The sequence below is a fragment of the Exiguobacterium sp. S3 genome (assembly GCF_018617295.1).
In the GTDB taxonomy this organism is placed as follows: domain Bacteria; phylum Bacillota; class Bacilli; order Exiguobacteriales; family Exiguobacteriaceae; genus Exiguobacterium; species Exiguobacterium profundum.
On record NZ_JACSJW010000002.1, the window covers coordinates 544704 to 558367 of the forward strand.

Consider the following 13664-nt stretch of genomic DNA (forward strand, 5'->3'; position numbering starts at 1 on the left):
AACTTCCTTGGAATATGTAATTGAAATGCTAAATATTCGAAAAGAGTTCGGTACGTTCGTTGCGAACGACAATATCACGCTCCAATTGCGTAAAGGAGAAATCCATGCACTTTTAGGAGAAAACGGGGCCGGGAAATCGACGCTCATGAACGTGTTGTTTGGTCTCTATCAGCCTGAAGGCGGAGAGATTCGCGTACACGGAAAGAAAGTGAATATTGAAAATCCGAACATCGCCAACGAACTTGGGATCGGAATGGTCCATCAACACTTTATGTTGGTTGAAAAATTCACGGTCACTGAAAATATCATTCTTGGTCTTGAGCCAAAGAGTGGCATCACAATCGATCGCGCCACTGCTCGGAAGAAGGTCATGGAGATTTCGGAGCAATACGGACTTAGAATTGATCCGGATGCGAAGATTGAAGATATTTCAGTCGGCATGCAACAACGTGTTGAAATCTTGAAGACGCTCTATCGTGGAGCAGATATTCTGATTTTTGATGAACCGACGGCAGTGTTGACACCACAAGAGATTCAAGAACTTATCCAAATTATGAAACGTCTGATTGCTGAAGGTAAGTCGATCATCTTGATTACGCACAAGCTGAAGGAAATCATGCAAGTTGCGGACCGCTGTACTGTCATTCGTCGTGGACGCTACATTGGAACGGTCGAGGTCGACGAGACGGTAAATGAAGACAGTTTAGCTGAAATGATGGTTGGTCGCGAAGTAAACTTTGATGCAGAATATTCGAAAGCCGATCCACAACAAGTCGTTCTGGACGTTCAAAACCTCGTCGTCAAAGATGGTCGCGGTTTGAAAGTCGTTGAAGGATTGGATTTACAGATTCGTGCTGGAGAAGTACTTGGAATTGCCGGAATTGACGGGAATGGTCAGACGGAGTTGATTGAAGCCATTTCAGGTTTGAAAAAGCCGGAGTCTGGTAAAGTGTTGCTCAACGGAAAAGATGTCACAGGACACACGCCGCGTAAGATGACCGAGGCAGGGATCGGACACATCCCGCAAGATCGTCATAAACACGGACTTGTTCTTGACTACTCGATTCGTGACAACATGGTACTTCAAACGTACTATAAAGAACCGTTCTCGAAACGAGGTCTCATGAACTATAAAGCTGTGGCTGAGAAGGCGAAGGCGTTGATTGAGAAGTTTGACGTCCGAACTCCATCAATTGATGTTCCAGCGCGTGCTCTCTCGGGAGGGAACCAACAGAAAGCAATCATTGCACGTGAAGTCGATCGCTCACCAGATTTACTCATCGCCGCTCAACCGACTCGTGGTCTCGACGTAGGTGCGATTGAATTTATTCACGAGCAGCTTATTAAAGAACGTGAAAAAGGACGCGCCGTCTTACTCATCTCGTTTGAACTTGATGAGATTTTACACGTATCCGACCGTATCGCTGTTCTCTACGAAGGAAAAATTGTAGGGATTCGTGATCCGAAAGAGACGACGGAGCAAGAGCTAGGCTTCTTGATGGCCGGCGGTAAGAGAGGGGACGAAACAGAATGAAAAAATTAAGTTTAAACCAACTTCTCATTCCATTCCTATCCATCATTTTAGGACTACTCGTCGGTGCTATCGTCATGTTGATTGGTGGATACGACCCGGTTCAAGGGTTTATCTCGTTATTTGAAGGCATGTTCGGTAGTCCGTATGCCGTCGGTGAAACATTGCGTGCTGCAGCCCCACTTATTTTCTCAGGTCTTGCGGTTGCGTTCGCCTTCCGTACAGGGCTATTCAACATCGGGGTAGAAGGACAAGTGTTAATTGGGTGGGTCGCAGCCGTCTATGTAGGAATTAACTTCGACTTGCCGATGTTTATCCATTTACCGCTCGCACTTCTAGCGGCAATGGTTGCAGCAGCAATTTGGGCGTTCGTTCCTGGGTTCTTGAAAGCGAAGTTTTATGTTCATGAAGTCATTACGTCTATCATGATGAACTATATTGCCTTATACACGACAAACGCGATTTTACGTAACGTCATCGGCGTAACGAACGAGCGTACGGAGTCAATCAACGATTCAGCGTCACTTGCTTCGCCATGGCTCCAAGAGTTGACGACATATTCACGTCTTCACTGGGGTGTGCTTGTCGCTGTGCTTGCAGCAATCGTGTACTACTACATCCTTCAACGTACGACACTCGGTTATGAGTTACGTGCCGTTGGATTCAACAAACATGCATCACAGTACGCAGGGATGAGCGTAAACCGTAACATCGTCCTGTCGTTCGTCATCTCCGGTATGTTCGCTGGTCTCGCAGGTGCGATGGAGGGTCTTGGAACATTCGGTAGTATGACCCTCTCGGCATCGTTCACCGGTGTCGGATTTGACGGGATCGCCGTTGCCCTTCTTGGTGCGAACACCGCGATTGGAGTCATTTTAGCAGCGATTCTCTTCGCAGGGTTGAACATCGGCGGATTGGCGATGCAACTTGGTGCGAACGTACCGTCTGAGCTTGTCAAAGTCATCATCGCAGCCATCGTCATCTTTGTAGCGTCTGGATATGCGATCAACTATGTCGTTGAGAAACTTAAAGGAAATCGTAAGAAAGGAGTGGAGAAAAAATGAACTTCTTAGAAGTCCTTTATATCGTCGTACCGGTTGCGCTTGCCTATGCGACTCCACTCATTATCGCAGCACTTGGTGGAATTTTCAGTGAACGTTCTGGTGTCGTCAACATCGCCCTTGAAGGAATCATGGTCATCGGTGCCGCGACAGGAATCATCACGACGCTCACCTTGACTGATTTAGGTGTTGGCGCCTCTAGCCCATGGATTGCCTTACTTGTCGCTATGGTAGTCGGAGCTTTGTTCTCCCTTTTCTTGGCCGTTCCTGCCATCCTTTGGCGTGCGGACCAGACGGTTCTCGGGGTTGCCATCAACATGCTCGCCATCGGTCTCGCCATCTTCGTCGTGCGTGTTCTTTACAACAAAGGACAGACGGACTTTATCGAGTACCGGATCGCAAAAGAGAATGTACCCTTTTTATCAGATATTCCCGTGTTAAAGATGTTCTTTATTAACGTTCAGTACACGTCGTTCGTTGCAATCGCCTTGGCGTTCGTCGTCTGGTTCGTCATCTTCAAGACACCGTTTGGACTTCGTCTTCGTTCGGTAGGGGAACATCCGATGGCCGCTGATACGATGGGAATCAACGTCACGAAAATGCGCTTCATGGGCGTCATGCTCTCTGGTGCGTTTGGTGGTCTTGCCGGAGCGGTTTATGCTGTAACGGTCACGACGAACTTCAGTGGAACGACAATCGTTGGTCAAGGATTCTTGGCGATTGCCGCAATGATTTTCGGTAAATGGAATCCGCTCGGTGCGCTTGGTGCCGGATTGTTCTTTGGATTCGCTCAAGCCCTTTCGATTATCGGAAGCAACTTGCCGGTCATCAACAACGTGCCGCAGCTCTTGCTCTTGATTGCGCCATACGCGCTCACGATTCTTGCTCTCGCTGGACTCGTTGGTCGTGCGGATGCGCCGAAGTCGGTCGGTATTCCTTATATTAAAGGGAAACGTTAATTCGAGATAGGACATATGTCCATTTCATCCAGGTTGTTTGGTGCTTAAGCCAAACAACCTTTTTTGATATACTTGCCTAGAGATGTCATGATTAGACTAGGTTACATGCGAGAACCATAAAAAAGACATATCAGTCAAAGGACCGATATGTCTTTCACGATTATTCGAATTTTAAAGCGTCCCCGTCGAACGACTCGTCCGCTACTTTGATCGAGTCTGTCGGACAACCCTCGAATGCATCCATCATGTCTTCGTATAACTCATCTGGGATTTCAACAGTACCTGTGTTGTCATCCATTAAGTTGAACGCAAGACCTTCATCATCATAATCGTAAATATCTGGTGCTGCCGCGCCGCAAGCTCCGCATGCGATACATGTATCTTTATCGACGATTGTAAATTTTGCCATGATAATAACCCTCCAAACGGTTCGTTTCTCTTAGAAATCATTCTACTGACTATGAGTAATTGTAGTCTACATACCCAATTATTTCAATGAGGAAACGAGCGTCTTTTTGGTAGGATAATGATTTTTTTAAGGAAGTGACGATTTGGTTCATTTAGCGGATGGAGTTCTACTGCTGGCCATTAAACGATTAAATGGAGAACGGAGTGAGCGAAGTCTCTACCATGTCCTGAATGGAAAGCGTTCGGCCACAACGCTACAGGACGCATTTTTTTACGAGTTGGAGCCTCTTTTTGGACAGTTTCCGCAGACGGCTTATTCATACGAGTCTGTGCTAAAACAACTTGAAAAACGAGGATGGCTCGATCGTAAACGATTTAGATTGACAGAGGCGGGAGAACTACTAGCTTCACCTGACTCGGTTGAGCAACTATTCAAGCGGTTGGGCGGGGAACGCCGTGATTATAACGCGACCACATGGAAACGCTTGAGTTTATTCGTGCAGACGTTCATGTCAAAAGAACATGCCCGTACATTTTATCCTGTACAAGCCGATCGTCCAGCAGAGCAATGGGTCAAGCAGTTGTTACATCTTGATCGGGATTGGAAAGCGCTCATGCGAACGTTTCATCAAGAGATTGAACAAGCACTTGAACAAATCGGGGACCCGTATGCGACGGCCGTCGTCTATCGATTCACAGGAGCGTTTGAGACGGGTCTGACATATGAACAAATCGCCAGCCTGCTTCATGTTGATGCCGAAACGGCTCGTTTGTATTTTTTGGCCGGATGGAACGAACTGTTGATGGTCTTGCCGGATGATGCCAAACTACGGGGGTTTACGTACGGCTTATCGACGGACCGGATGACTTATTCAGCACGTGAGTCATATGAATTGTTCTTAAAGGGGTACACGTTCCAACAGGTTCAAGCGAAACGGCGTTTACGTACGAGCACGATTGAAGACCATGTCGTCGAGATGGCGATGTATTTAGAAGTCTTCCCGCTCGAACAATTTGTACCGATGGAGGATGTGGTCACGATTGAAGAGTTGCGGCATCCGGATAGCTGGGCGCTCAAACCGATATTTGAGAAAATGGGGCGTGTCAGTTATTTTCAAATTCGACTCGTCTTCGCCAGACTGAAACGAGGTGAGAGTTTTGTATGAAGCGACATTAAAACGAGTGTTCGGGTATGAATCGTTTCGTCCTGGGCAACACGACATCATACATGCCGTGATCGAAGGGCAGGATGTATTGGCCGTCATGCCGACGGGGGCGGGGAAATCGCTGACGTTCCAACTCCCTTCTTATATTAAAAATCAAGGGCTCACGGTGATTGTTTCGCCGTTACTCTCACTCATTGAGGACCAGATGCTTCATATACGAGAACGGGGAGAGCGTGGTGTCGCTCGTTTGACGTCGATGGAATCGGCTGAAGAGAAGCAGGACATCATCAACCATTTGAAACGTTACCGTTTTTTATATCTTTCACCCGAACAATTGGCCGTTCCTTATGTGACGCGTGCTCTGGCGAATGTGAAAATTCAAATGCTCGTCATTGACGAGGCGCACTGTATCTCACAATGGGGGCATGAGTTCCGTCCTGAGTATGCGCGTTTAGGTGAGTTGCGAAAACAGATTGGGAGCCCCCAGTGTATGGCGGTCACGGCGACGGCGCCAGAAGGCGTGAAACAGGACATCATTGAAAAGCTGGCACTGTTCTCACCTGAACAATTCGTCCACTCTGCCAATCGTCCGGAAATCCGATTGTTGGTTGAACGGTTGGAAAAGGAGAAGAAACTTGAGCGATTGAAAGAGTTGATTCAAGTGATTCCCAAACCTGCAGTCGTTTACACGGCAACCCGTCGCGAGGCAGAGGCGTTAGCCTTTGAGCTAGAGGATGCATTGTTTTACCATGGAGGCATGTCTACGGAAGACAGGCGACTCGTGCAGTCCCAGTTTTTACGGGACGAAGTGTCGGTCATGGTATGCACGAGTGCGTTCGGGATGGGTGTGAACAAAGACAACGTCCGTTCTGTCGTTCATTTTCAGTTGCCGGCAACAGTTGAGGCATACATGCAGGAAATCGGACGAGCGGGGCGTGACGGACAACCCGCATTCGCGGTCCTTCTATATGCTGATGGCGACGAACGCATCCAGCAATTTTTAATCGACGGACAGTACCCGAAAGACGAGGACATGCGACTAGCCTATTTTGAACGTGAGAACGGGACGTCGCTCGCGCAACTACCAAGGTTGTTACGGATGAACGAAGAAGACCCGAAGTTTCTCCTGCTGAAGCAATTGTTGACAGAACGTTCGCTTCAAGAAGCCCTCGATTGGGTAAAAGAAAGAAAGCGAGATCGGTATCGTCAACTCGGGCAGATGATGGATTATGCCCTCATCCGGACATGCCGACGCGATTACTTGCTTCGTTATTTCTCCGAACAAACGGTCGACCAAGAAGAATGCTGTGATGTTTGTGGGCCGATTCCGTTCCCGGATACACCGCAAATCGTTCGAAAAAATGTGACAGAATGGAAAATTCGGTTGACGCAAATCTTTTCCTTTGAATAATATCATAGTAAAATGATAAAAAAGGTAAAGGAGGGCATACGTTGCGACATCGGAATCAGGCGGATTCTTTACGCGAGCAATTGGCGGACACGTTGCCGTCTCGAGCTGAGAGGCAAGAGGGCGAACGGAAGAGGAAGTTAAATGATAACTGGATGAAGCGCCCGTTGGCGATGACATTAACCTTCGCCATGCTAGCGATTATTCTCATTTTCATATATATCGGGCGACACGCCATATTTTAAACGAGGTGCGAACAGAGTTCGCATCTTTTTTTATTCTTAAAAAATTCTCGATTGCACAATAAAAGGGGTAAACCTCTTGCGTTGAGGATATACTTATATCATAAGAACGAGTAAGAGAGGAGGGCGGAGATGCCGAAATACTCCATCAAGACCGTGGCGACCTTGACAGGCGTCAATCCGACGACGATTCGCGCTTGGGAACGTCGCTATCAGTTTATCGTGCCGAGCCGAACGGATTCCGGTCACCGCCTGTATTCAGATCAGGATGTTGAAAAAATCAAATGGGTCGTGAACAAGCAGAAAGAAGGGCTTTCTGTCTCACAAGCCATTCAACAACTTCATCAAGCGCCTGAACCAGAACCGACAACGGCCAAACTATACGATGAAGAATTGAAAGACGGGCTGCTCCATGCGTTGCTCTCATTTGATGAACGGACAGCTCATGATTTGATCAATCGTGCGTTTAATACGTTCAGTTTTGAAAAAGTGACGAAGGATGTGATTGGGCCACTGCTCATGGAAATCGGTTCACGATGGGAGAATGGCTCGATTACGATTGCCCACGAGCATTTCGCCACGGCATTTTTACGAGCACGGCTTTCGACGCTGTCCCTTCAAATGCCGATGAACCCGTTCCTGCCACGTATCACGTGTGTCTGTGCACCCGGGGAGATGCATGAGATCGGATTATTGTTTGTCACGCTCTATTTGCGACAACATGGATACGATGTCATCTTTTTGGGAGCGGGTTTCCCGAAAGAAGATTTGAGTAAAGCGTTACATGATATCGACACTTCTTGTCTCATCTTCGCATGTACGCTGACTGAGCATATTCCGAACTTGTTAGAGGCGATGGATTATATTCAAAACGAGCATGCTGAATTAAAAATCGGTGCAGGTGGATATGCAGTCAGCTTGGAGAGAGAGCGATTCAATGGGTCATTTCTTGGCGACGCTCCTGAAGAGTGGACAAAATGGTTATCAACTATTTGACACGGGATGAAAACGGGAGTAGCTTATTATTAGGATTGACTATTCACTGGAGGTTTTCGATTGAGATTTGAAAAACAAACAAAAGAACATCTTCGTGTATATGTGACTGCGAATGAGCTATCGTTACGTGGAATCGCCATCGATACGATCGTAGGGGAAAACGGTCAACAACTGTGGAAAGAACTACTTGAAACAGCAGAAAGTGAGTACGGATTTTCACCGCAAGGAGCGGTTGATTTGAATGTGACAATGTTCCCTCGCGATGGACTCGTCATCGATGTTCAAAAAGGTGAAGCGATTGCTGAGCTCGATGTCGAGCAGGTCGAGATTCGATTAACGATTGATGTAATCCATCATTTGATTTATCAGTTCGAGGACATTGAAGATGTGATCAACGCTTCGATTCGTCTTTTCCCGCATATACATGAAACCGAGCAGGGTGGCACGCTTTATCATTACAACGGTCATTACTACCTTCACTTCGTTGAGGTTCTTCCTTCGCAGGTAGAAGAACGACTCGCGGCCATTTTGTCCGAGTACGGCAAGACGACTACGGTCAGTCCGTACGTCATGATGGAATACGGAAAGACGATTCAAACTGAACAAGCCGTGAAAGAGCTGTACGATGCATTCGCATGAGTACGGCTTTTTTACTTTTCTGTTCCTATTGTTTTTAGGGTGTCCGTGTTATGATTAGACTTGAATTTTCAGTAGCTAGTTGAAGGAGAGATTGGAATGAAAGTCGCTGTTTTATATGGTGGAGTGTCAGGAGAACGAGAGGTATCTCTCACGAGCGGGCAAGGGATGATAGAAGCGTTGACGGAACGTGGTCATGAGGTCACGGCCATTGACTTTCATCCGAAACGGGCGAACGAGCTGTTAACATTGGATGTCGACGTCGTCGTCAGTGCGTTGCACGGGAAATATGGTGAAGATGGTCGTGTGCAATCGTTATTAGAAATGGCTGGAATTCCTTATACGGGATCAGGTGTCTTGGCATCTGCTCTGGCGATGGATAAAGCGAGAGCAAAAATCATCTTCGCGGCATCCGGTATCCGAGTCGCTCGTGACGTCTTAATCGAGTCACGGGAATCAATCGATGCAAAAGTCGCTGAGTGGGGAATGGAGTTCCCATGTGTCGTCAAACCAGCGCAAGAAGGATCATCGAATGGTCTGACGATTGCAATGGACGAAACGATGTTACGTGAAGGAATTGAAAAGGCGTTTGCTTGTGATTCAGCGGTACTTGTCGAGCAGTACATCAAAGGGAAAGAGCTGACAGTTCCCGTCATCGGGAACTTTGGGAAAGAAGAGGCTCTTCCTGTCATTGAAATCATTCCAAAAAATGAATTTTACGACTATGAATCGAAGTATACGGAAGGTGGTTCGATTCATGTCTGTCCGGCTGAAATCTCGGTCGAGCTGACAGCGGAGGTTCAACAGGCGGCAGTCCTTGCGCATCGCGCGCTCGGTTGTTCAGGATATTCGCGCTCTGACTTCCTCGTTTCAGAAGAGGGAAAAGCCTACATTCTAGAGACGAATACTCTGCCGGGCATGACGCCGCTTAGCCTGTTTCCGGATAGTGCCAAGACAGTCGGAATCTCGTACGGTGAGCTTTTGGAACGCTTTATCGAGCTCGCACTTGAGCGCGTAGCGAAGTAAGACATCTGGATTACGCCATCCATCAAGAAAACGCTTTCATTATTTTTGAAAAGCCCTTTCAAATTGAACGCGTATCAGCTATACTTTTAAACGAATACGAGGTTAATTCTTGGGGGAGAATTGACAATTTAGGGGAGGAAACCTTCATGATTACGGATCAAGAAAAAGGTCATCAAAAACGAAAAAACATCTTGGAATCGACACAAGAGGTAATTCACGAAGCTTTAGATAAACTCGGCTATCCAGATGAGATGTACGAGTTATTAAAAGAACCGCTTCGCATGCTGACCGTTCGGATCCCTGTTCGCATGGACGATGGCTCAACGAAGATCTTCACAGGCTATCGCGCTCAACATAATGATGCGGTCGGACCGACTAAAGGGGGAATTCGGTTCCACCCGAGCGTAACGGAGGTAGAAGTCAAAGCATTATCAGTATGGATGAGTCTAAAAGCAGGAATTGTAGACTTGCCTTACGGTGGTGGGAAAGGCGGAATCGTCTGTGACCCACGTGAGATGAGTTTCCGTGAAATCGAACGTTTGAGTCGCGGATATGTCCGTGCCATCAGTCAAATTGTTGGACCTACAAAAGATATCCCGGCTCCGGACGTGTTCACAAACTCACAAATCATGGCATGGATGATGGATGAATACAGTCGCATCGATGAATTCAACTCACCTGGATTCATCACAGGAAAACCGCTCGTTCTTGGCGGGTCGCATGGTCGTGAGACAGCGACGGCAAAAGGTGTGGCCATCATGATTCGTGAAGCGGCACTTCGTCGCGGAATCGAATTGAAAGGTGCGCGGGTCGTCGTCCAAGGATTCGGGAACGCGGGAAGTTTCCTTTCTAAATTCATGTACGATGCAGGGGCGAAAGTGATTGCGGTCAGTGACGCTTACGGAGCTATCCATGATGAGAATGGTCTCGATATCCCGTATTTGTTAGATCGTCGCGATTCATTCGGTACGATTTCGACATTATTTAAAAACACGATCTCGAACAAAGAAATGTTAGAGCTCGATTGTGATATTTTAGTCCCAGCTGCGATTGAGAATCAAATTACAGAAGACAATGCGGACGCGATTAAAGCATCGATTGTGGTCGAGGCAGCCAACGGTCCGACGACGAACGAAGCAACGAAAATCTTGACTGAACGTGGAATTCTCCTCGTGCCGGACGTGTTGGCGTCAAGTGGTGGGGTCACGGTTTCGTACTTCGAATGGGTACAAAACAACCAAGGTTACTATTGGACGGAAGAAGAAGTTGAGGAAAAACTTGAAAAAGTACTCGTTCACTCGTTCAATACGGTATACAATACATCTTCAGCCCGTAAAGTCGATATGCGTCTCGCCGCCTACATGGTCGGTGTACGCAAAATGGCGGAAGCCTCACGTTTCCGTGGCTGGGTCTAATCAAAAAAAGTTCGGTCAACTCAAGTTGACCGAACTTTTTTATACGTTAATGCGGTTCGCAATCGTATCGGCAATCGCCTTGCCGTGGAATCTACCGTTCTCAATGAAGATCTTGTTCGCATCGTTTCCGGCTGCGACCACGCCCGCAATGAAGAGGTGTTCGACATTTGTTTCAAACGTTTCTTCATCGTATGTCGGGACACCACTCTCTTCATCGATCACAATGCCTGCACTCTCGAACAGATGGTGGTCGGGCTGATAACCGGTCATCGCGAAGACATGATCTGCATAGACATGCTTCTCTTCACCGTGTTGACGGTAGTAGACGCCATCATCGGTGATGCGTTCGATTGTCGCCTCAAACTCCATTCGAACTTTCTCATGACGGACGAGTGAATCGAAGTTTGGAAGAACCCATGGTTTGACGGAAGGGCTATACGAATCGCCTCGATAGAGTACCGTCACAAAGGCACCAGCCTTTTCGAGTTCGATTGCCGCATCGACAGCGGAATTTTTCCCGCCGATGATCGTGACGTGTTGTCGATAATAAGGATGTGCCTCGTTGAAATAGTGATGGACGTGCGGCAACGTTTCGCCAGGTACGTCAAGCAGACGAGGACGTCCATAATAACCTGTTGCTAAAATCACATAGTCCGCTTCGCGAATGGTTTCGCCACGTCGTTCATGTCTTGATGTCACAACGAATCGGTCACTTTTTTTATCGACCGACTCGACCGTTTCGAACGGGTGGACGTTTAAACCGGTACGTGTGACGACTTCTCGATAATAGACGAGTGCATCTTGACGACGTGGCTTCAAATCCTTACATATGAACGGAATGTCTCCGATCTCGAGCAAGCTCGCGGAAGAGAAGAACGTTTGATGCGTCGGATACCGATAGATGGCGTCGACGATGTTTCCGCGCTCAATCACCGTACAAGAGACTCCGATCTTCTCCAGTTCGATGGCGGCCGAGAGACCGCATGGCCCGGCACCTACAATAATCGCTTGTTTTTTCACTGAATATCACCTCTTTGCTCATTGTAGGGAAGGGGGCGCAGTTGCGCAAGGTTATTGCTGGAAGCTAAAGCTATGTTCCATGACTGACTGGGATGAGCCGGACTCGAGTTCGACGAGGAGTCGTAAACGAGCTTTTTGTGAATTCAATCCGTTTGAAAAAATGACACCCATCTCTTTCAGTTGTTTGCCACCCCCGTCGTAACCGTAAACATCTTGAACGATTCCGTTGAAGCAACGGCTGACAATCACGACGGGAATCTCTTTGACTAAATGTTCTAGTGCGGACAAGAGGGTCGGCGGAACGTTTCCTTGCCCTAACACTTCAAGGACGAGTCCGTCGTACCCAAGCGTGATTACAGATTCAAGTAAATCTGGTTCCATTCCTGCGACGACTTTCAACACGGCTACACGTTTTGAGATGGACGGAATCATTTTCGGTTGTCTCGTTGCTGGTTGACTATAGATGAGTACATGGTCCTTTGTGACCATACCCACGTTACCGAAGTGCACAGACTTGAATGTGTCGACTGAAGACGTGTGCGTTTTGGTCACGTTGAATGCCGAATGAATCTCACCGTTGAAAACGACAAGCACGCCTTTTCCACGAGCCGCTTCGCTTTTTGCGACGCGAAGCGCTGTGATCAAATTAAATTCTCCGTCCGAACCGACCTCGTTCGAGGACCGCATCGCTCCTGTCAACACGATTGGGACAGGCGCACCGAGCGTGATTTGTAAGAAGTAAGCCGTCTCTTCTAATGTATCTGTACCGTGCGTGATGACGACTCCGTCATACATGTCTTGTGTCAGTTCACGTTGGATGAACTGTGCCAATTCAAGCATCTTCTCTGGAGTCATGTGAGGTGACGGGATATTTGAAAAGTGCTTTGTTGTAATGTGAGCAATATCCGTCGCTTTCGGAAGAGTGGCGTCGATTGGATTGACATCGCTCGGTTCGACGTGTCCTGTGCCGGATTGTGACATGGCGATAGTACCGCCGGTGTGGATCAGTAATAAATGATTCATAAGTGTCCTCCTAATTATTTTTATGAAGATTTCCATTTTCTAGGCGTTCTCTACTTTTTCTTTCAGACAATTCAGTGTATGCTAGGGAGAGAAAGGAGAGATGCATCATGATCGCAATCGCCTTGTCTGCGGTTGCACCTGGGCTCGCCCTTCTTTCCTACTTCTATCTACGCCATGAGTTGGAGGCAGAACCGCTCGGATATGTGATTCGTTCTTTCGTGGCCGGAGCCGTTCTCGTGTTCCCGATCATGTTTATCCAATATGCGTTCGTTGAAGAGGGAGTGCTTACTGGACCGTTTTGGCAGGCGTATGTCGCCACTGCCCTGCTTGAAGAGTTTTTTAAATGGTTTATGATTTATTATACAATATATATACATAAAGTCTTTGATGATTACTACGACGGGATTCTCTATGCGGTCGCCTGCTCATTAGGCTTTGCGACTTTAGAGAATTTTTTATACTTATGGGTGTACGATTCATTAGAAATTGCGATTTGGCGAGCAATCCTGCCTGTGAGCGGGCACGCTTTGTTCGCGGTCGTGATGGGGTACTGCTTAGGACGAGCGAAGCATTCGATTCGAGAACGGCTCTGGCTGTTCATGGCAATCTTTTCTGCGACGGTCATCCACGGAACGTTTGATTTGATTTTGATACTCGAACCGAATCAAAAGCTTCCTGCCGTGCTTTATATCGTCATTTTATGGACCGTGGCACTTTTACTCGTGCGAGCGGCAAACTTGTCCAATCGTCGACAATTTAAATAAAGGGGAAGA

The 13664-nt window shown here is 47.5% G+C and carries 14 protein-coding genes; 11 read left to right on the top strand and 3 right to left on the bottom strand.

Going from position 1 to position 13664, the window contains the following annotated elements; genetic code table 11:
* Nucleotides 1–7 precede the first annotated feature (7 nt).
* From KNO65_RS07740 to KNO65_RS07750, 3 genes are read left to right on the top strand one after another with little or no spacing between them, the layout of a single operon-like run.
* Nucleotides 8–1534 carry an ABC transporter ATP-binding protein gene (locus KNO65_RS07740; protein ID WP_214691044.1) on the top strand — a complete coding sequence of 509 codons (1527 nt, stop codon included), beginning with the start codon at nt 8–10 and terminating at the stop codon, nt 1532–1534.
* Nucleotides 1531–2595, top strand: coding sequence for an ABC transporter permease (locus KNO65_RS07745; protein WP_214691043.1), 1065 nt, complete (start codon nt 1531–1533; stop codon nt 2593–2595). The genes KNO65_RS07740 and KNO65_RS07745 overlap by 4 nt, the downstream gene beginning before the upstream one ends.
* Entirely contained in the window at nt 2592–3551 is a 960-nt protein-coding gene (locus KNO65_RS07750) for an ABC transporter permease (RefSeq protein WP_015881445.1), read from the top strand. The genes KNO65_RS07745 and KNO65_RS07750 overlap by 4 nt, the downstream gene beginning before the upstream one ends.
* 160 nt (nt 3552–3711) lie before the next feature.
* On the opposite strand, the gene KNO65_RS07755 is transcribed toward KNO65_RS07750, so the two are convergent.
* Nucleotides 3712–3960 carry a ferredoxin gene (locus KNO65_RS07755; protein WP_015881446.1) on the bottom strand — a complete coding sequence of 83 codons (249 nt, stop codon included), beginning with the start codon at nt 3958–3960 and terminating at the stop codon, nt 3712–3714.
* A gap of 142 nt (nt 3961–4102) precedes the next feature.
* Between KNO65_RS07755 and KNO65_RS07760 the strand changes: the two genes are divergently transcribed.
* From KNO65_RS07760 to KNO65_RS07790, 7 genes are all read left to right on the top strand, one after another.
* A complete protein-coding gene (locus KNO65_RS07760; protein WP_214782991.1) occupies nt 4103–5125 on the top strand; it encodes a YpbB family protein in 1023 nt (340 codons plus the stop codon).
* The gene (locus KNO65_RS07765) at nt 5109–6536 is read left to right on the top strand and encodes a RecQ family ATP-dependent DNA helicase (protein WP_264092418.1); all 1428 of its coding nucleotides are present in this window, start codon (nt 5109–5111) and stop codon (nt 6534–6536) included. The genes KNO65_RS07760 and KNO65_RS07765 overlap by 17 nt, the downstream gene beginning before the upstream one ends.
* Before the next feature lie 41 nt (nt 6537–6577).
* Nucleotides 6578–6778, top strand: coding sequence for a hypothetical protein (locus KNO65_RS07770; RefSeq protein WP_015881449.1), 201 nt, complete (start codon nt 6578–6580; stop codon nt 6776–6778).
* A gap of 129 nt (nt 6779–6907) precedes the next feature.
* Nucleotides 6908–7771 carry a MerR family transcriptional regulator gene (locus tag KNO65_RS07775; RefSeq protein ID WP_214782994.1) on the top strand — a complete coding sequence of 288 codons (864 nt, stop codon included), beginning with the start codon at nt 6908–6910 and terminating at the stop codon, nt 7769–7771.
* Between the two features lie 60 nt (nt 7772–7831).
* Complete coding sequence (locus KNO65_RS07780; RefSeq protein ID WP_074037201.1) at nt 7832–8410, top strand: adaptor protein MecA; 579 nt, start codon at nt 7832–7834, stop codon at nt 8408–8410.
* Between the two features lie 96 nt (nt 8411–8506).
* Nucleotides 8507–9433 carry a D-alanine--D-alanine ligase gene (locus tag KNO65_RS07785; protein WP_214691038.1) on the top strand — a complete coding sequence of 309 codons (927 nt, stop codon included), beginning with the start codon at nt 8507–8509 and terminating at the stop codon, nt 9431–9433.
* Nucleotides 9434–9579: 146 nt separating this feature from the next.
* Nucleotides 9580–10848, top strand: a complete 1269-nt coding sequence (locus tag KNO65_RS07790; protein WP_015881453.1) for a Glu/Leu/Phe/Val family dehydrogenase — start codon at nt 9580–9582, stop codon at nt 10846–10848.
* Between the two features lie 39 nt (nt 10849–10887).
* On the opposite strand, the gene KNO65_RS07795 is transcribed toward KNO65_RS07790, so the two are convergent.
* Entirely contained in the window at nt 10888–11868 is a 981-nt protein-coding gene (locus KNO65_RS07795; RefSeq protein ID WP_214782997.1) for a YpdA family putative bacillithiol disulfide reductase, read from the bottom strand.
* 51 nt (nt 11869–11919) lie between these two features.
* On the bottom strand, nt 11920–12891 hold the full coding sequence (locus KNO65_RS07800; RefSeq protein ID WP_214783000.1) for an asparaginase: 972 nt from the start codon (nt 12889–12891) through the stop codon (nt 11920–11922).
* A 107-nt stretch (nt 12892–12998) separates the two neighbouring features.
* Here KNO65_RS07800 and prsW point away from each other — a divergent pair, with 107 nt between their 5' ends.
* Complete coding sequence (prsW, locus tag KNO65_RS07805) at nt 12999–13655, top strand: glutamic-type intramembrane protease PrsW (protein ID WP_074037196.1); 657 nt, start codon at nt 12999–13001, stop codon at nt 13653–13655.
* The last annotated feature ends 9 nt before the right edge of the window (nt 13656–13664 follow it).

Excerpts from the sequence above, each read along its gene's own strand:
- KNO65_RS07785 (WP_214691038.1), top strand. The coding sequence starts at position 8,507 with ATGAAAGTCGCTGTTTTATATGGTGGAGTGTCAGGAGAACGAGAGGTA.
- prsW (WP_074037196.1), top strand. The coding sequence starts at position 12,999 with ATGATCGCAATCGCCTTGTCTGCGGTTGCACCTGGGCTCGCCCTTCTT.
- KNO65_RS07790 (WP_015881453.1), top strand. The coding sequence starts at position 9,580 with ATGATTACGGATCAAGAAAAAGGTCATCAAAAACGAAAAAACATCTTG.
- KNO65_RS07745 (WP_214691043.1), top strand. The coding sequence starts at position 1,531 with ATGAAAAAATTAAGTTTAAACCAACTTCTCATTCCATTCCTATCCATC.
- KNO65_RS07800 (WP_214783000.1), bottom strand. The coding sequence starts at position 12,891 with ATGAATCATTTATTACTGATCCACACCGGCGGTACTATCGCCATGTCA.
- KNO65_RS07775 (WP_214782994.1), top strand. The coding sequence starts at position 6,908 with ATGCCGAAATACTCCATCAAGACCGTGGCGACCTTGACAGGCGTCAAT.
- KNO65_RS07755 (WP_015881446.1), bottom strand. The coding sequence starts at position 3,960 with ATGGCAAAATTTACAATCGTCGATAAAGATACATGTATCGCATGCGGA.
- KNO65_RS07750 (WP_015881445.1), top strand. The coding sequence starts at position 2,592 with ATGAACTTCTTAGAAGTCCTTTATATCGTCGTACCGGTTGCGCTTGCC.